The organism is Acidovorax sp. FG60 (assembly GCF_057808995.1).
The window spans coordinates 15,286-33,401 of the sequence record NZ_JBMDJC010000019.1 but is presented as its reverse complement, the minus strand read 5'-3'; the positions used below and the strand labels follow the sequence as shown (position 1 = coordinate 33,401).

The 18,116-nt window shown below is 58.6% G+C and carries 20 protein-coding genes; 16 read left to right on the top strand and 4 right to left on the bottom strand.

Annotation, left to right across the window (positions count from 1 at the left end; translation table 11 throughout):
• The first annotated feature begins 460 nt into the window (after positions 1-460).
• The 9 genes from ACODS0_RS22050 (at position 461) to ACODS0_RS22010 (ending at position 7,291) form a co-directional block, all read left to right on the top strand.
• A complete protein-coding gene (locus tag ACODS0_RS22050; RefSeq protein WP_431153324.1) occupies positions 461-1,003 on the top strand; it encodes a hypothetical protein in 543 nt (180 codons plus the stop codon).
• 102 nt (positions 1,004-1,105) lie between these two features.
• Positions 1,106-1,687 carry an ATP-binding protein gene (locus ACODS0_RS22045; protein ID WP_431153325.1) on the top strand — a complete coding sequence of 194 codons (582 nt, stop codon included), beginning with the start codon at positions 1,106-1,108 and terminating at the stop codon, positions 1,685-1,687.
• A gap of 27 nt (positions 1,688-1,714) precedes the next feature.
• Complete coding sequence (locus ACODS0_RS22040) at positions 1,715-2,014, top strand: hypothetical protein (RefSeq protein WP_431153326.1); 300 nt, start codon at positions 1,715-1,717, stop codon at positions 2,012-2,014.
• A 16-nt stretch (positions 2,015-2,030) separates the two neighbouring features.
• Entirely contained in the window at positions 2,031-2,462 is a 432-nt protein-coding gene (locus ACODS0_RS22035; protein WP_055400039.1) for an H-NS histone family protein, read from the top strand.
• Positions 2,463-2,497: 35 nt separating this feature from the next.
• Positions 2,498-3,505 (top strand): toprim domain-containing protein, encoded by a 1,008-nt coding sequence (locus tag ACODS0_RS22030; protein WP_431153327.1) that lies wholly within the window; start codon positions 2,498-2,500, stop codon positions 3,503-3,505.
• A gap of 153 nt (positions 3,506-3,658) precedes the next feature.
• Complete coding sequence (locus tag ACODS0_RS22025) at positions 3,659-4,627, top strand: hypothetical protein (RefSeq protein WP_431153328.1); 969 nt, start codon at positions 3,659-3,661, stop codon at positions 4,625-4,627.
• Positions 4,628-4,635: 8 nt separating this feature from the next.
• Positions 4,636-5,391, top strand: coding sequence for a hypothetical protein (locus ACODS0_RS22020; RefSeq protein WP_431153329.1), 756 nt, complete (start codon positions 4,636-4,638; stop codon positions 5,389-5,391).
• Between the two features lie 68 nt (positions 5,392-5,459).
• Positions 5,460-6,026 (top strand): helix-turn-helix transcriptional regulator, encoded by a 567-nt coding sequence (locus ACODS0_RS22015; RefSeq protein WP_431153330.1) that lies wholly within the window; start codon positions 5,460-5,462, stop codon positions 6,024-6,026.
• Between the two features lie 71 nt (positions 6,027-6,097).
• The gene (locus ACODS0_RS22010) at positions 6,098-7,291 is read left to right on the top strand and encodes a YqaJ viral recombinase family protein (RefSeq protein WP_488837160.1); all 1,194 of its coding nucleotides are present in this window, start codon (positions 6,098-6,100) and stop codon (positions 7,289-7,291) included.
• 72 nt (positions 7,292-7,363) lie between these two features.
• Here ACODS0_RS22010 and ACODS0_RS22005 read toward each other — a convergent pair whose 3' ends face one another.
• Genes ACODS0_RS22005 through ACODS0_RS21990 form a run of 4 tightly spaced genes read right to left on the bottom strand, consistent with a single transcriptional unit; the run spans position 7,364 to position 12,421 of the window.
• Positions 7,364-9,421, bottom strand: a complete 2,058-nt coding sequence (locus ACODS0_RS22005; protein ID WP_488837158.1) for an HD domain-containing protein — start codon at positions 9,419-9,421, stop codon at positions 7,364-7,366.
• Positions 9,422-9,430: 9 nt separating this feature from the next.
• On the bottom strand, positions 9,431-11,317 hold the full coding sequence (locus ACODS0_RS22000; protein ID WP_121423102.1) for a type IV secretory system conjugative DNA transfer family protein: 1,887 nt from the start codon (positions 11,315-11,317) through the stop codon (positions 9,431-9,433).
• A gap of 7 nt (positions 11,318-11,324) precedes the next feature.
• Positions 11,325-11,792, bottom strand: a complete 468-nt coding sequence (locus tag ACODS0_RS21995) for a PH domain-containing protein (RefSeq protein WP_055400053.1) — start codon at positions 11,790-11,792, stop codon at positions 11,325-11,327.
• The gene (locus ACODS0_RS21990) at positions 11,789-12,421 is read right to left on the bottom strand and encodes an SEL1-like repeat protein (RefSeq protein ID WP_431153333.1); all 633 of its coding nucleotides are present in this window, start codon (positions 12,419-12,421) and stop codon (positions 11,789-11,791) included. Before ACODS0_RS21990 ends, ACODS0_RS21995 begins: the two co-directional genes overlap by 4 nt.
• 153 nt (positions 12,422-12,574) lie before the next feature.
• Here ACODS0_RS21990 and ACODS0_RS21985 point away from each other — a divergent pair, with 153 nt between their 5' ends.
• The 7 genes from ACODS0_RS21985 to ACODS0_RS21955 are packed head-to-tail and all read left to right on the top strand — an operon-like array spanning position 12,575 to position 18,116.
• Complete coding sequence (locus ACODS0_RS21985) at positions 12,575-13,099, top strand: hypothetical protein (protein WP_431173717.1); 525 nt, start codon at positions 12,575-12,577, stop codon at positions 13,097-13,099.
• On the top strand, positions 13,096-13,377 hold the full coding sequence (gene traL / locus ACODS0_RS21980) for a type IV conjugative transfer system protein TraL (protein WP_055400059.1): 282 nt from the start codon (positions 13,096-13,098) through the stop codon (positions 13,375-13,377). The genes ACODS0_RS21985 and traL overlap by 4 nt, the downstream gene beginning before the upstream one ends.
• A 2-nt stretch (positions 13,378-13,379) precedes the next feature.
• A complete protein-coding gene (locus ACODS0_RS21975) occupies positions 13,380-14,159 on the top strand; it encodes a TraE/TraK family type IV conjugative transfer system protein (RefSeq protein WP_431153335.1) in 780 nt (259 codons plus the stop codon).
• Between the two features lie 5 nt (positions 14,160-14,164).
• Entirely contained in the window at positions 14,165-15,178 is a 1,014-nt protein-coding gene (locus ACODS0_RS21970; RefSeq protein ID WP_431153336.1) for a hypothetical protein, read from the top strand.
• A gap of 12 nt (positions 15,179-15,190) precedes the next feature.
• Positions 15,191-16,711, top strand: coding sequence for a TraB/TrbI/VirB10 family type IV secretion system protein (locus ACODS0_RS21965; protein ID WP_431153337.1), 1,521 nt, complete (start codon positions 15,191-15,193; stop codon positions 16,709-16,711).
• Positions 16,708-17,241, top strand: a complete 534-nt coding sequence (traV, locus tag ACODS0_RS21960; RefSeq protein ID WP_431153338.1) for a type IV conjugative transfer system lipoprotein TraV — start codon at positions 16,708-16,710, stop codon at positions 17,239-17,241. The genes ACODS0_RS21965 and traV overlap by 4 nt, the downstream gene beginning before the upstream one ends.
• 8 nt (positions 17,242-17,249) lie before the next feature.
• Positions 17,250-18,116, top strand: a complete 867-nt coding sequence (locus tag ACODS0_RS21955) for a S49 family peptidase (RefSeq protein ID WP_431153339.1) — start codon at positions 17,250-17,252, stop codon at positions 18,114-18,116.

Here is an 18,116-nt window from a genome sequence, read left to right as displayed (position 1 = left end):
GAGAGTGCCAGCCTTGGAGCTTGGCGGGCAGATCCAGAGGCCTTGTTTGAGCTGGGTGATGGCCTCATCGTCCTTTCAGACAGCGGCCATGGCCCTGAGCACACATCCGATCTTTGGACGGCCCAGTTCAGCTCGAGGGAGATGTGGCGGGCACTCGCAAACGCGATGGCGGTCTCTGCCACACTGCGGCGCCCGGCCATTGCAATTGCTCGGGCGGCAGGCGCTGTCTACATGCTGTCCCCAAGCGCCGACGTGGTACAGCGTATTGTCTTTGCCACCAGTTCCCGTGAGGGCCGGATCACCCTGGAACAATTGGAGCTAGCCTGCGATCCTGCTCGTGGTCAACACCTTGGCAGATGACAATGTATTGTTACACCTTTGTAGACGAATGAGAAAGCATTGACTGCTACAATTAGTGACAATAACCAATAATTCTCATTTCGTTTGCTTCGAGGGACGCATGCTCTACGTTGTTGAGGTACCAAAAAAGGGATTGCCGAAGTGCTGGTCTGCGCCAGATATGGAATCGTTCGTTGCCCAGGTCCAACTGGAGCGCAAGACGATTTGCCACGTGACTGATCGTGTGATGTTCGAGCGAATCACAGCTAAGGAATTGCTCGGGCGCCTCGGCAACCCAGCTCCAAGCGAGCTCATTGGTACTGAGCAGGAATGGCTCTACGAAGTGCTGATGGACCAGGGAATGCATGCGAAGCTCTATCGCGCCGATGCCTATACAAAGGATGACGGCAGCTACTCGATTGAACCCATCAACGAGTACGAGGCCACGCTGTCATGGCTTAGCGAAAGACTTGACACCGTTCTGGTTTTTGAGTCGATTGAAGAGGCTCGCGATGCTCTCTACGACATGCGGAATTGGCTCTTCTCGGGTGGGATGGAGGGCTTGACAGGGCTTGCAGACCTGCTGGAGGCGACTCCGAGCTCTGGCACCGCGCTCGGCAAGGCCGTGCTGCAGCAGTTCCAACTCTGCGCAGCAAAAACGTAACAAACAAAGCCCTAAGCAGCATTATTTGATACGCAAGCCACCTTGTGATCTATAACAAATGGTATCATTTGCGGTACCATTTGTTTTCACGAGGGGTCGGGAGTGTCAGATCTTTCAGCAGTCCGGTCGGTTTTGTTTCTCAACGCGGGGTTGATGGGCACGAACCCACCGGCCAGGTATGCGCAAGCCAACGTCCGAAGCGTGGCCTCGTTCTTCCCGGGAGCCGCGCGACTCCTGGATCGATATGTACTTCAGGTCAGCAAACACCTCACCGACTGCGATCTGGTGCTGGTCGCAGAGCACGGCCATGGGAAAACGCATACATCCATCGCTCTAGTGCGCGAGATGGGCCTTGCAGGGCTATCAGCAATCTACGTCACGGCGTACGACATGGTTCAGGCGCTTCTCGCGGAAGAGTCCCACCAAGGCAGCAGCCTCATGTCGCTCCTCTCGGAGTATGACTTCCTGATGGTCGACGACTTCGGGATGACACTGTTCCATGACCTAGACTTCGAGGCGGCGAATCGGTGCGTTGCGCAGGTCCTTGAAGCACGCTACGCCAACGGGAAGGTCACGGGATTCGCAACGTCCGTCAGGTCCCTCAGTGAATCAGACGTCTACGGGGTGGCAGGCACCCCGAGTGGGCGGATGCGTCCCTTCAAGATCGAGTTGGACGCAGCCTAGACAGGCCGCTGTCAAGGGGTTTGATCCGTGGCAGTCCGCTTGGCCACGTCAGGAAACACAACATCCTTCGGCAACAAATGTTTCGCCAGCGAAACATGGGCCTTACCAAAAGAAATGAAAGGTTTCACCACCAACCAGGCCGCAAATGTCCTCAGCTTCTCAGACACCAAAACCAGAATGCCGAAAAAAATGAGCACAGTTACCAAAACGGCGTTGCTCGTGGAATCCGGGGACTGGGAAGCCATCGATACGGACGGCCCAAGTGCACACAGTGCGAACAGGAAAGGTTTTGCAGCCAAGATTATTACTCCCGATCTTGAATTGTAGCACCGCACGAGTATTAATGGAGTTTAAGCCGGAAATGCAAGGAAGCAAACCAGCAAATGACAGTATCCCTGAGCCACTGGGCGATCTGGAAGCCGCAATGGACCGAATGGAGGGGGTGCGAAAAGAAGTCGATCAGCGCGTGAAGGAGTCGTACGACTCCATTCGCGAATCCATCGCCGAATTGTCTAGACTACGAAAGCGCCCGCTCGCCGAGGTGATCCTAGAGATCGTCAAACCCTGGGAAAAGGAGATCATGTTCTCCCGGGTTCTCGCGATCCCAGCCAATAGACGCAAGTCGAAGGGCGAGCCTCGTTATCGTCATCCTCTGGACGCGAGTATCACGTGGTCTGGTGCCGGAAAGAGGCCTGAGTGGTTCATTGCCTACCGCAACAATGGCGGAAACGTCGAAGACCTCGCGATCTCTCCCGGGCAGTTATCCGCGCACTGAGCGCAAGTAGTGCTGTATCAACAACGGAGGGCTCCATGTCACTCGTACAAACAGCGCTGGATCTCAGCTATCCCGTTCGAAAGCAAGGACGCACGTTCGGGGGGCCGCGGTGCCCAACTTGTGGCATCGGAACCCCGCACTCAAATCGCTTCTGCATCTTTTTTGGGAAGGATGATAAGGAGCGTTGGAAATGCCAGGCATGCGGCAGTCATGGTGACATTGTGGATTTCATCGTAGCGGCCACCGGCTGCTCAACGGCAGATGCGTTCGCCCGAACGCGCAATGGGGGACGGTTCGCGCCCTCGGACGCGAAAGAGCCCTGTCCACCGCAACGGCCATCTCGGCCGAGCAGCGCGATGTCTCGCTCGCATATCCAACTGCTTCGAGAGGGCCTATCGAAACATCCGGACGACAAGGTATTCGCATATCTGCGGGGACGTTGCATTTCTTCGGCCTCCATTGAGAAGATGGTGGAGGCAGACCAATTGCGATTTCTCCCGAGTGACGTGCATCTTGCTAGAAAGATGATCTTCGAAGTGCTTGGCGGTCAAGATGTAGCCGAGAACTGCGGATTACTGACAGCGCCAAAGAAATGGCCTGCGGCGGCCTTCAGACCCGTCGTGGGTATATTGCCTAAGGATTGTGCGGTAGAGTTCAGAATGGTCGAAGAATCAGAAACCTTTAAAAAGGCACTGAGATTTGGTTCTCTGAATTATCCATACTTCATCAAGGCGGAAAAGGAGGTCAAAATTGTCGAAGGCCTAATTGACGTCCTGTCCTGTATTGAGCTCGGTGAAACGAGATCGATCATGGGTATTCCTGGGACTAATTCATGGCAGGTTGAATGGTTTTCGAGCATGAAAGCACACGGATACTCGACATTCCACACCGGCCTGGACAACGATGAACCAGGCAGGGACGCGATGGCGAAGATCTCTGGGGAGCTGGCAACCCTTGAACTGAATGTCATCGACGATCCCGCACCCGCCGGGAACGACTGGAATGACTACCTCAAGACCCTGAGAGGGGCCCCAAGCCCATGACCAGCTTGCATCACACCAAAAAAGGCCCGCCCTGCGCGGGCCTTTTTCTTTGGTGCAAGCGTTGCAAAATTGTTATCACTAATTGTTTTCGGCCTGAGTCCTCTTTGGTACAATTTGCGTACTAATAACGCCTTCTTCTTCCGAGGAGCCAACATGGCCGGTGCCAACGCAAACTTTCGCTTCGTCAATGCAATGCTCAACATTGGCTACCTGACAGGTGCCATCGTCATCACCGAAGAGCGCGACCGCTTCTATGTCCGCCAGACTGGCAACGAGCAGCTCGACATCCCAGTCTTCCTGCCGAACCTGGGCTACCGGATGCCGCCGCGCAATTCCATCAAAACGGTGGTGGTCCACTGCTACTCCCACATCACCGACTCGGGCACGAGCGTTAAGCCGGTCGTGGTCTCGGTCAGCGATCCGTCGGTGCTGACCATGCCACCGATGAGCAACTTCCTGCTTGGCTTCCGAAACAAAATCTCTTCCGAGAAGCTGGAGCATTTGATGGGCGAGATCAAGCTTCCGTACCACCGCGATGGTTCGATCAAGAAGGAGTTCTTGGATCTCCTCAAGGAGGAAAACAGTCAAGACGAGGCGATCTCGGCCATCATTGAAATGTACGAAATGACGCGCGGTAGCAACCGGACAGGCGCGCTGGACAACAACGGCAACCGAGTGATGATTGCAGGCTTCGTCGATCGCCGTTCCTACGTGCCGCCGAACGAGTACCAAGAGCATGGCCATGGGCGAGTCGACATTCGCCAGCACGAAGAACGGGACAAGTCGCTTCCCATTCGCCTGGTGGGTTCGCAAGTTCGACCCCAACTCGAGCGGGTAAAGCACCCCGGAGTGGCTATCAAGGTCGCGGGCAGGCTGCGTCGCAAGATCGTTCCCGCCCCTGACGGCCAGGGCATCATCAGCGACGTTGTCTACATCGAGACGGACCTGCTGCAGCGTGCCAATCAGGGGCAGGACATTCTTTCCGTGCCTGGTTGGATCACCACGTACCGCGACGAAATGTTGCGTCGCAGGGAGGCGGTCGCCAAACAATCCCCGGACACGGCGCCGGTCGAAGGCGGCCCGACTGGAGGTAGTGACGAGGCCCTCGACAACGCTGGCTGAGGTTTTCCATGGATTTGTCCACGTCTGGAGGGCCCGAAGATCTCGACGAACTGTCGGAGTTCGATGACGAGGCGGTGCCTGAGGATTTCGATCCGTTCGCGTTCGAGAACACGCTCACGCCAGCTGACAGCGAGATGGCCGAATTGTTCGACCGGGTTGCTGACGCCGCTGAAGATGACCGCCAGACGCCAGAGGTAACAGACGAGGACTACGAGCCCGAGACGCGTTGGATCGTCATGAGGCTCAAAAGGCACATCAAGGTGCTCACCTCCAAAGGCTCCAGCCAGGAATCCCGCTGGAGGGCGGTGCAATGGCTGTTTGTCAACGGGGCAAAAGACGCGAAGGGGGTGTCTTTCCACCTCTCCTGCGAAGCATTGAGCTGCAGGCCTGAGGTCGTCCAGCTGCGCACTATGTATGAACTCTGGCTGCGAGATGCGCCGCTTCACCGAAGCCTCCCTTTGCTCTCAGATCGAATCCCTGCGGAAATCGGCGACATGGTGTTCCATGCGTTCCCTCAGTACCGGAAAGCGGAGCAGGTCGCCGCGGATCTCTGGCAATACCCCGGGATGCCGTTTGCCGAAGCGGTCGAAGCGTGTCGAAACCATGGCCAGGCTCCGCAGCTTCTCGACGAGATGATTGCGCGGGGTGTTGTGGGTGTCACGGGGACAGGCGATGCCATGCGCTGCTTTCTCATCGGCGCCAACCCTACACAGCTCTCTATCGCCAAGCGACGTGTGTTCACATGGCCAATGCTTTTCACCTGAGCCGCGACCCGGCTATACGGGCTGCCGTCCGCCGATCGGTACAGCTGGCTTGCTACAAGCGCGGCGCGATGCACCACGTAGACGACGTGGAGCAAGACACCTGGATCGAGCTGAGCAAGCACGAAATCGACGATCGCCCCCTTGCCGGCCTTGCATATCGCTGCGCATTTCTCATTGCTGGCGCACTCCGTCGAAAGTACGATGAACACCGCCCGGTCGTCCGAGACGATCCCGAAGGTGATCACGCACACGTCCTGGACGCCTTGCCTGCGCGGGATGACGTGGCAGTGGAGGTGGAACAGCACCTGGACTCAAGTAGGGCGTTCGCGACACTTTGCGATAGCGTGCGGGCGGCAGCTGGCGGGGACCTGGACTTCGAGACGCTCGCCCAAGAAGACGTCGCGCGCGCGGCCGCAGGCCGGGTGCGCAATCAGTATGGGAGCGGCAGCAAGGACCAGGCGGAGGTCTTCAAGGCCGTCCGCAAGCGCCATGGCTTGACACAGGCCGAGATGGCCGCAGCGCTCGGGGTCAAGAAGGCCACCTACATCTCCTACGAGCATGCGTGTGTTCAGCGCATTCCTGATGAGGTCATGCAACGAGTCGCGGCAATCGATGCGGCAACGCGGCAGCCGTAGGGGCGGTTACTAGCCGCGGGTCGTCAATTCTCCCTGTACCGGCGAGGCCGGGTTCATAAACAGGAGAATTCATGATCTACGTAAACTTCAAGGCGCAGTCCGGCACACCTGACACCGCCGAATGGCACAAGTGGCGCCAGCGTGGGATAGGCGGCTCTGATGCAATCATCATCGCAGCCGCCGAAGGCCTGGTCGAACCCCCTTCGTGGGTCCGACACATCAACGCGCTGTTCTTCGAAAAGCGCGGCTATGACTGCTTCAAGGTGCAGACCAATGAGGCAATGCGGCGGGGCACTGAGCTTGAGCCAATAATCCGTGAACGCTTCGAAAGGCGGACAGGCATTCCGCTGATGCCATCGTTCGGAGAGTGCGAGTTCAACCGGCGGATCCGTTCGTCGTTCGATGGTGTTTCCTTCGACGACCGAATCACCGAGATCAAGGGCAGCGAGAAGTGCTACCAGCGCGCATTGCTTCAGGAAATCCCGGAGTACTACACACCGCAGCTGGCACATCAGTTCTTGGTCTACCACGGCCACCCTGACACCTGGAGGCCCGATCTCGTAGGCTATTTCTGCGCTGGTCATCCCGAGCTCGAGGACATCGCCACGGTGACCTACTACTCTGGGCAGCTCCAGTTCCTTGCGCGAAAGTTGCTTGCGGCCGAGGAGCGATTCATCGACTCGTTGCGCAAGAACGTGGCGCCGGCGGGAGGCCCCCGGTTCATGGAGTTCATCGAGAAGATCGAACCTCTCATCCGAGAGAAGCTTGCCGCAGAAGAGTTGGTCCTTGGTTCGAAGCAAACTCTAGTCCAAGCCATGTCGGAGGGGCATCGCGTAGACGGCTTCCAGCTGAAGCAGGTTGCGCCGAAGCCAAAGACGGACTGGCGCGCGATCATCGAGGAAGTGGGCGCCACGGAGGACGAGATCGACAGATACCGGAGCAAGCCGGTACTCGCCTTTAACTGTTCACGTGCCAAGCCTTTGGATGTGCCTCTGAAGGACGCGATTGGTATGTACCATGGCCAGGTGAAGCGGCTGGCGGAGGCGGAAACGCAGCTCAAACCGGTGCAGGAAGAGGCCAAGGTGCTCATGTCCAGCCTGGGCCTGGACCAACTGGTAGGGCCCTACTTCTCGGTGGTGACGCGGCGGGGTACCCCTGCCTACAAGCGGTGGTGGACAGAGCGAGGCATCGACAAGTCGATCATCGCCCGTCACACCACGGACGAAGAGTCCGAATCGAGCACGCTAGAAGCGCTCCCTGCGTGACAAGTTCTGATCGCGCAATACAAAAAGCCACCTTCGGGTGGCTTTTTTCATTCTCGGATCCCAGCTTGCACCTTATCGGCGTCGGCTGGGGGATTTTGGCACCAGGTAGTAGCTGCGTCCTTCATGCTCAGCAAGGCTCGACCTTTGGGGCGGCAACATGTTCATTGCCTCCACCGCCTCGACAAGGAACAACGAGCCCATGTCTGTCCGAACCATCGGATTCGAGCCCGGGTTCGACGTCTGCCAGGCGAATAGCAGCGATGCGTCAAACGCTAGCGGATCGCCTAGTGGGCCGCCCAGATCCTTCTTCTTTGAGGGACTCTTTCCGACGGTCGCCTGCCTCTTCACGAGTGCCCTCTGCACAAGCTGATCGTGCGATTCACCTTGGGACGGGAACACTGGCTCCGCGATAAACGATGGGCGCTTGGCCTCTTCGGAGTGTTCCACGTCGATGCTCGTGGCCAGGGCGATGATCGCCCGCCGTGCAACACTCGCAGAGGGCTCCTTCTTCACGAGGAAGATGGACGCAGATGGCGGATAGTATTTCCCCGCGTGCAGGCGGAACAGTGCCTGTTTGTCTTCCAGGACGCGGCAAATGCTCTGCTCGAAGATCGAGGCACAGTCCGCGCTGTGGAGCAGTTCTTCGGGCACAGGGTAGCCGTTCGCCTGAAGGCCCGCGATGATTTCGTCCATCATCAGATAGGCCCAGTCTCCGAACCGATACGCCAGACCTCGTCCCCTGGGATTGCCGCTTCCATGTTGCGCCCCCTGCAGAAGAGCGAGCAGAGCTTCAAATCGAAGCCCATGGTCCATGCTAGGAGCCTCCCAGGAGCTCAACGTGTTGGAGATCGACTCGGCGTGTTGCGGTGGCGGTCCTGCTTGTCGTTGCGGCCCGGCTCGATAGGAGACTTCTGGCTCCACTTCCCGGCCGGCGAGCTCGCCCCACAACTCCGCACGGTCAGGCTCCTCCATGGCGGCCGTGTCGAAATCCTGCATCGAGGCGGGCGCGGCAATGCCTTGTACACCGGTGGACTGATCCCAAGCGTGCACGGTACTTTGTGCGACTTCGGCTTCATCCATGGGCGTCTGAAAGGGAACAGGAATCGCAGGCTGTGCGTTCCCCAAAAGGGCAGGCTCGGCATTGTCAACCGGCCCTTGTGCGTCCTCACTTGTGCCAATGAGACGGCCCTTTGCCTCCTCAATCCCGGTGAGGTTGTCGACGCGATAGAGGAGTTCAGTGAGGCTTCGGGCTCGATCGTCGATTCTCGGCGTCCCGGGAATGCGGGAGATCTTGTGGTAATAGCCCACTGCGATGAGGAGCCGCATCAGTTCCGCCGTGTCCAATCGCTCGCATTCTGGAAGCATCCTCAGAATTCGCGCGCCGATGGTGTCATGGTCCGCATGCACTTCGGTCCAGACACCAGCCTTTCCCTCTTGGTAGCAGATCGCTTTACCTATGTCGTGCGCGAATGCAGCGAGGGGTGGCAGCGGGTCGTCAGCGTCGAACGCGTGAGAAGGCTTGGACCGATCCAGAAGCTCGAACATCTTTGCCCCTGCCTTGTTGTGGTGCCCCGTGTATCTCCATTCCGCGCAATGACGGTGCATCATCAGAACCACGTTCTGCGAGTGGTCGATAAGACTGGCTCCCCCGTGGCCTTGAGGATGGAACGTTGCTGGCACGGACCGATTTGCCTGGAGGAACTCGGCACAGGCCGTCATGACCGCAGCATGGTCGGGGTGCGACGCCCTATATCGGTTCCACCATCCCCTCAGCTGCGGGTCCCACCACATTGTCATGTCGCCGATCCGAGCGCGCTTGACACACAGCTCTTGAGCCGGCGTTCCCGGAGTGGCCGCTAGGTAGAACCGTACTGTCGGCAAGGCACCCATCGAGTTCTTGATTTCGAAGCGCGTCTGGCCCGCTGCCCTTCCAAGTAGCCCCTTCCACTCGGAGTCGAATAGGTCGAAATCGGTGAACGAGAGGGCCGCGAACGCGCCCGCCGCGGCCATCACCATCAAGAAGAGCACCAGGGAGTAGATGATGTCCAGTGGCTGATCAGAGAAGAGGGAGCCGGCAGCCAGCGCGATGATGTTCCAGCCAATGAAAACGGAGAGCAAGGCTCGCAGCATTCTTGCTCCTTACAGAGGACTAAGGCCGCGCCCGGCGCCACGCGAGGAGGTACCCCCTTGGCTCTCGGAAGAGGTCCACCGCTGTGGGTTCTTGTAGAAGTCCAGTCCCTTGACCGTAGGAGTCGCGAGGCGGTTCACCGCGTACTGCCCGATGGATTTGTAGAAGTCTGCCGTGAAGTCGAACTTGGGAATCTTGATGTGGTAGATCTGCGAGTTGCCATACAGGACGAGTGCCTCGCCCTTGCCCAACTTCTGAAAGGTCGTCGGGTGGACCCGAGGTACACGCTCGGAGCGCTTCGTGATGCCCATGCCGTCCGAGCGGGTGCGATTCGCCGTGGAAAGCTGACCTTCGCTCGCGCCTGTCGCCGACGACCGGCTGCTGCTCACGCTGTAGGCCATTGCTTCCTCCTCTCCGAACATTGCCGAACCAGCCGCGACAGTCTCCTCTTCACCGAGCTTGAAGAAGATCTTCGTCCAGGTGTTCCCGACGACCATCGAGCGGAACTCCGGGCTCACGGAATCCAGGTTCGCAATGGTCTGAATGGCTGGGACCAGGGCTTGATGCGCGGATCGACCTTGCTCGAACATCCGAGCCCACGATTGCGTGGCGTAGCTCCCCGCCTCGTCGAAGAGACCAAGAGTAGGGGGCCATGGTCGCATATGCTTCGGAAGCTGCTGGATCCAGCTGATGGCGGTCCGATAGTCCCCGGTGAACATCTTCCCGAAGTTCGACGCCGCTTCGGCCTTTCCCATCGTGGGGAGGGCGACGTAGATGATCCTGTTCGCCATGATGTCTTCGAACAGGTTGCACTCCGGACTATAGGTGTTCGTGAACTGCCCAAAGCTGCCAGTCCCGAAGCCATAGAGACGACCGCCAATCCCGCCGAATAGATCGCGCATCTTCTTCATGTCGAGGGTCGGATTGCCGCCAGCCTCTCGCGAGGCGACCTTGAACTGGTCTAGCCAGAGCTTGAACATCCGCCCGCCTTCGGAGTCCAGGTTCACTTGGCGCTCGAGGTGCATCATGGCCGCGGGCGATTGCAATGCAATGGCAAGGTCCAGAAAGTTGTACCCGATTCCCCGCATGCCGGCTATGTGCTGGTTTGCCGGAATGTCATTGAAAGCATTCACGAGGGTCGCGATGGCCTGATTCGCAGCCTGGCGATAGTAGTCGGTGCCAGGGCTTCCCTCGCTCGCGGGGATGAGCGACAGGACGCGGGAGGCGATCTCGTCCGGGTCCCCAAACAGGACCGGGTTGTAAGTGTTGGACAGGTTCGGGTCTCCAGCATGGATGACGCGTAGGTCCGCCGCTCGTCCGGCCCAGCAGGCCATCGCATAGATCTTCTGGAGATTGTCCGAGTCAATCTTTCCGTCCACGAAGACAACGCCGCCACCACGCGCTATCTGCTGGAGTGTGACCCACTCGGCAAGGACGGTCTTCCCGACACCTGATTGCCCTGCAATGAGCGCATGTCGCATCCAGTGCTCCCAGTCCACGGTCACAGGCCGGCCAGTGACGACGTCATAGCCAAGCATCATCCCGTCCCAGTCGTTCCATCGTGCGGGGGAGGGCAGATCTACATCCGAAAGGATATTCACCTTGGACTCGTGCGCCCGTCTTGGCGACAGCGCGACTTCGCGCATGGTCCGCCCCAGCCGCCATGCCCCAGCCGCTGAGAGGCCCATTGCCGATGCTCCAATCACACCGGAGGAAATAGCCGACGCAATCGGGGCACTTGCTGAGAGGCTGCTCACAAAGCTGCTGGCGAGTGATGCGATTCCGGGATTGGCCAGGGTCAGTCCCGCAGCGATAGATCCTGCCGTCAGCAGGTCTTCTCGCCCGCCGAACTCGATGACAGGGAGAAGCTCGCGAAGTGTGCGCTTGGGTTTCGACATGACTTCCTCAGTCGGTGGACGTTTTTCCGGGAGAGGCGATGCAACGCTGGGCTAGCTGCATCACCGTTCTTGGCGTGTAGATGTCATCGAACAGCACGTCGGGTTCGTCGGCCGCGGCGGTGTTGAAGGTGAGGGTGCCGACATCGAAGATTCGGCCGATGAGCGACTGAGTCATGTTCACAGACCGCACGTCCCGCAACATCACGGTGGTCGTGCTCACGCTGAAGATGCCCTTTCGCGAGGTGACACGGCCATCCTCCAGGACGTAGAGGTGGGAATAGCGCCAATACAGGGCAGGTCCAGCGGCCAGCAGAGCGAGGCCATTGAGCCAGTACACGACCGTTTCTTGCACCACGGGCGATGACCACGTGTCAAGGCCCACGTAGAGGGCCAGTGCCAGAAAGGCGAGTGAGCAGCCGATGTTCAGAACGTAGGTGCGCCAGGCCGGACGCAGGCGAAGTGGAAGCTTCTTCACTTGAGGCCTCCTGCGGCGATGGTCTTGCAAGGCGTGACGTATGCGGGTGTTGCTGCGTACAAGGTCTCCTCCAGCGCGACACATGCTTTGAGGCTCTCGGGAATGCCTCGCATCGCACCGTGGTGGTACCAGTAGTACGCCGCCCATGGGCTTTTGGCCTGTCCGTCCCAGCCGTGAAGGTAGGCGAAGGCTAGGTCATGAGCAGATTCCACGCTGCCTTGATTCAGGGCCATTGCGTAGAGCGCGGTGGCTGTCGGGCGCTCGTTGCGCTCGAAGGCCTGAGCAAGCGCGCGGCTGACTTCCGCGCTTCGATGACGCGCGGCGTAGCCAGCCGCCCACGCGGCCGCATCCTGGGAGTTGCCAAACCATGAGTTGATTTGCGGGATGGAGTCGCTTGCAACCAGCTCAGGCCTTCCTTCCAGGCGCGACACCCTTGCTTGGGGATCCGGGATCTCGCAGCCGATCTTCTTGAGAACTGCTGCTCGTGCCGACGCGTCGTACACGCCCGAGGCCTCGGCTCGATAAATGCGGTGCTGGTCCCCAAAGGACAAGCAAGGGGCGGGTGCCGTCGCACAACCCGTCAGCGCAACGGCGCAGAACGCTAAAAGAACAGGCAAGGCAGGGCGCATGAAGGCTCCTTGTTTAGGTGAAAGTAACAAAACAATTATACGTTTTGACGCAACAAACGCGAAAAACAGAGGTGATAACAAAATTGTTCTTGGTGTCTGGCTGCTGAATGGCGTAACATAACGCACCAAATGCACCAATCCTCCTTGCAAGACATGTTTGTTACCCACTGCTGGAAGGCTGCGGCCATCCTGATCCCGGTTTGCTCGCTGGTCGCCGGATGCTCGGCCCCGCTGCCGGCACGGCAAGAGGCCTACCGGCTTGCGGACATGGAGGGCGCGCCGGTCTATGGGCCACGAAACGCCGACCGCGTCGATGACCTCGCCATCGTCGTCTGGGACAAGCCCGTGCGTTACGTGAGAACCAAGCCTGGGAAGGCATCCGTCGGTTCGGCTGCGTTGTCGACGAAGCAGATCGCGCGCGTTGCCGTACGCCATGGCGAGGCGGACCTTCAAGGCGTCAAAACCACATCGCTCCTGCCAAAAGACGCGGAACGCTACTTGGTGGATTTCGTCGTCGCGACAGAGACCGACCTTGAGGGCATCGACAAGGCATGGGCGGAGCAGGTCTTGCCCAAGTTCCTGGCAGCGGGCTATCAGCGCGGGAAGTTCGTTGTGGCTGGAATGAAGGTAATGGCTACAGATAACCCAGTGATCGAGATAAGGGCAATTCTGCAATGAGAACTATCGATATCCCATCCGCGATCGTCGACGATCCTCCGCATATCCTCTTCTGGGAGGCCGATGAATTTATTCCGGCCCTCACAATTTTTGTGATTCTCTATCTCTGGGATATGACATTCCTTGCCATCGTGGCGTCGATAGCTTTCACAAAAGCATTCGCACGTGTCAAGGGATCGAATATGCGAGGTCTATTGTTTCATATGCTGTGGTGGCCCGGGCTGATTCGGATGAACTCGGTTCACGACAGCGGCCTCAATCGACGATTCGACGACTAAAAATGGATTTCAAAAAATACGCACAAAACCTGAGCTGGATGCAGTTCGCACTGGCCGGTTCGCTTGCCACGAACGTGCTGCTCGCCATGGCCTCAGTGATATTTATGTTCTCCTACTCCTCACGAGAAGTTGTCACGCGTGTGATCCCTCCTCAAATGACGCAAGGGGCGGAGATTGGTTCCAGGGCGGCAAATGCCGAATACAAGAAGGCTTTCGGACTATTCTTTGTGAACCAAGTCGCAAATCTCCAGCCACTCTCCGCGCCCGGAATTATCGACACGATGTCAACTTTTGTCTCGCCAGCGATATTTGGCGAGTTCCGCAAGCAAGCACTTGAAGTAATCAAGGATCCAGTCCTGAATGCAGCTGCAGTAAGCACCGACTTCTCACCTAGTCAAGTCCACTATGAAAAGGAGACTGATCGGGTGTTCGTGATTGGGACACTGCGGACAAAAGGAGCAGGCGTAGATAAGACGCGGAATATTGTCTATGAGCTAACCGTCGCAATTTCCGATGGGCGACCTTGGATTACGCATTTCACGTCTTATGTAGGAAATATTCCACAGAGTCTCACCATTCTCATGGGGAAAGCGAAGAACAAGATCGAGGACATTGAACCGGCACGACAGCCCGTGCAACGCCGAGAAGAAACTCCAGAGGCCCAGGCAGCCAATGAAATCGACGCTCAGGGAATTATCGTGCAGCGCGATCTGCCCGTGCGCAACCTGAAGGAGGCGATTCAAACCGAGTTGAAAGAAAAACCAGCAATCAAGGTCGATTAATGCCCATGTTCAATAGCAACAGAAAATTGTGGACTGCCTTTGCCGCGCTGATTCTCAGTGCCTTTGCAAACACGTCATTCGCTCAAACAGGCCCAGGCGAGGAGGCGAAGGCTCCGGCGAAAGAAGGTGCAGTCTCGGTCAAGGGGGAGTCGAAGCAAACGGTCATCCAACGCGGCGCGCCCAGCGAAGCGTTGAAGGCCGCTGCCGACCTGCGCACCCGCGCGGGAATGGCCCCGCCCCCAGAAGTCCGCGATATTCGCCTTCCGGGCTTGAAACCCGACGATCCACAATTCAAGCCATTTGTCCTGCACACACGGGTGGGCGTGAACGAGATGGTGACGCTCTCGTCGGATTTTCTGAATCGAATCTCGACTCCGTTCGAGGATCCCATCGTGGTTGATATTACCGACCCGAAATCCGAGAAACACAAGATCACGGGCAGCGAGGTGTATTACCTCCCCTCTGGTGTCGACCCCATCGGGATCTACATCTTTGACAAGGGCAACCCGACCCAGACCATCAGCCTGACGATAGTCCCAAGGGCGGGTATCCCGGGCCAGAACTTGCTGGTCAAGCTGGAGAACTTCCGGTCCGTCAGGCAGCTTTCGCTCGTGCCAGATGTTGGCCCCATGGTGAAGCCTGCTTCCAACGACTTCGAGGCGATGCTGGCCTCGTTGGTGGTAGGTGCAATTCGAGGGAACGTCCCTGGCTTCTCGCCCGTGCCACTGGAGGTAGGCGAAGCACGCATTGATGACGTGCGCATCGTGCCGAACTTCGTCATGCAGGGCAGCTACCTGGACATCTATCGCTACAAGCTCACGAACGAAGGGACTGCCCCCATCGACATGAACGAGGGAGCGTTCTACCGCGAGGGCATCAAGGCTATCACCTTCTTTCCGCATGTCTCGCTTCAACCTGGGGAGTTCACGTACGCTTTTCTGATCAGCGAGAAGGCGACGGACTTCAGCAAGGACTTTGCTTCCGAAGAGCGGCCTGCTGGTCGCCGCACCTCGAAGTGACGGGAGCCCAGCATGGAAATTGACAAGCTGAAGGCCAAGCGCGTTCTCTACATCACCGCTGCCGTCATCGTTCTCTTTGGCGTTGCACTTCTGATGGCGGTCTGGGGCGACAAGAAGAAGCAGAAGAGCCCTTCCCTGAAGAAGCCCGAGGTGACTATCTATCGCGAGGGCGGGCTCACAGGCGTTGAGCAATTCACCTCGGACATGAACTCAGTCCGTAAGAGCCTCTCCGACCTGACAAAGATCGCTGAAAAGCAGCAGAGCTCCATGGAGACGCTCAATCAGCGGGTTTCCGAACTTGAGAAGCCACAGAGTCGTGCAAAACATGGCGATTCGCCTGATCGCGAACGGGACGCTCCAGCTGAACGGGTGCCGGAGTTCAATGTCAAGCGCGAAACTCTCGATCTCAAGGCTGCGCCACCACTCGCGCCACCTTTGCCGCGTCCTCTGGCTGGGGCCGGACCAATCGGCGCCCCGGCCCCAGCCGTGCCGCCAGCCAGTGCCGCGGAAAAACCAGCGCAGCCAGCCGCAAGTGTGCAGCCGCGCCAGATCAATATCACCGATTCAAGTGGCCAAAGCTTCGACTTCAAGAAGGTGAAGGAAGAGAAAGCGCAGGCGTTTGAAGCCGCTTTTGACGCGAAGAAGGCGCAGAACGTGTTCATGCCCGTGGGCTCTATGTTCACGGCGGTGATGCTCACCGGCGCGTCCATGCCCACGTCGGCCGCGACACAAAAGAACCCGATTCCTATGGTGTTCCGCGTGAAGCGCGAGGCGATCCTTGCGAACTTCGCCTCCATCGACGTGCGCGACTGCTTTTTGCTCGCCTCCGGCTACGGGCAGATGGCCACTGAGCGCGTGATTCTTCGCGGCGAGGCACTGACCTGCGTGCGCCCTGACGGCGGTGTCCTGGAGACGCCCTTGTCTGCCTACATCGTCGGATCAGATGGCCAAGTAGGTGTTGCGGGCCGCCTTACCAGCAAGCAGGGCCAGCTGATCGCAAATGCTCTCCTCGGCGGCACCATCTCTGGACTTGCGTCCCCACTCCAAAGGTCAAGAGTGCCCGCCCTCAACCTGGCACCTGGTGCCGGCTCGATCTACGAGGACGAGAGCATGGGCCAAGTGCTTCAAAGCGGCGTTGCTGGCGGGTTCTCCCAGACCGCCAATGCCATCGCAAAGCACTATTTGAAGCTCGCGGAAGAGACGTTCCCGGTCATCGACGTGGCTGCGGGCGAAGTGGTCACGGTGGTCGTGAGCCAGGGCGTACCCCTCCCGCTCAAAGGATCGACCTCGCTGAACCGAATCGCCGCCGACTCAGGCGATGGTGCGGTGAGAACCGCGCTGCACCGGCCGACATCGCAGCCGAAGGGTGGAGAAACCGCGGCGCAAAAAGATCCTGCGAAGCAACCCCAGGCGCAGCCTGTCTGGCAGTCCGGCGCAGCTTTTGGCACCCCGGAAAAAGAAAGTTCCAAGCCAGAGTCGCTGAGCGACGACATCAATTCCGCAATACGAAATACCCTGGGAGCACTCAAGTGACAGAACAGAACAAACTCCATCGAATTGGCCTGGGCGCAGCATTGATCGTTGCTTCGGTAGCCACCGTCGGCTGCGCGTCCACCTTCAACGTCGGCGAGACCGAGTTCGCCTGCAAGAAGGAGGAGGGATGCCCGACGCCGATCGAGGTCTATGAGGCGACCCATGGAATTTCGTCCGAGGTACGCATGGGCCGCACGCCGAAGAGCTGGAAGGCCAGCTCCAGCGACGTTGTGCGATTCAACCAGGACACAAGGGCCAGCAAGGAGACACGCGGCCTGATTGACGCCACAGCCGTCAAGGTGCCGGGCGACAGGGCTGTTCGCCCCCTGCGGTCGGGATCGGAGGTAGCGCGGATCTGGATTGCACCGTGGATTGATGAGGCGGACAACCTTCACTGGGCGCGCTACACCTTCGTCGAAATCTCGAAGCGCCGCTGGGAGGTTGGTGAGAAGGAGATCAGGAGCGGCGGAACCTCCGTGCCATTTGTGCAGATTCGCGGCGATCGCGAACCAGGGGTGCTGCGGAAATGAAAACTCCAATGGATACCTACTACGAACTCGCCTCCCGCGATCTGCGGGCGAACGCACGCTGGAAGACGATGCGCCGCCTCGCCTGGGGCGCTGTAGTGGCGGTGGTACTCACGCTCTGCGTACTGATCTTGTTCAGCGGAGAGAAGGACGATAAAAACGTCGTGCCAGTCGTCCGAATCACGGGCGAGATCGGCCCGGCACTCGACATTGACAGCCTGCATCGCCAAATTGAGCGCGCTATGGCCTCGTCGAAGAGCGGGATCATTCTCGCCATCGACTCGCCTGGTGGAGACCCCAATCACGCAGTGAGGATCAAACATCGCATCGCGTCGGTGGCTCGCGAGTTCCCCGAGAAGAAAGTGGTTGCCGTATGTGAGCGGCTGTGCGCGTCCGCCGGCTACATGATCGCCCTGGAAGGCTCTGTCATTGCGGCAGGTCCGTACTCGCTGGTGGGCTCGATTGGGGCGGTTCTGATGAACGGAAACTTCTCGGACCTCCTCAACAAGGTTGGCGTTACCTACAAGGCCTACGCATCGGGTCCCTACAAGGCGATGCTGAATCCCTACATCCCTTCGACTGCGGCCAACGAGGAGAAGGCCATGCAGATCGTGAAGACATTGGGCGCCAGATTCTCTTCGGAGGTCCGGGAACGAAGAAAGCTCTCCCCAGCCGCCGATATTGATGGTGGTGAAGTCTGGACCACTGACGTCGCCCTCGAGATGAAGCTGATTGACGAAGTGGCAGTGATCGAGGACGTTGCTGAAAAACACTTCGCGGGTGCTCGCCCTGTCGTTGTGAAGCGGGGTCGCTCCCTGCCCACCGCTCTTCAATCAGTGAATGAGTGGCTCGCTGGCCGCGTGAATCTGTTGTTCTAG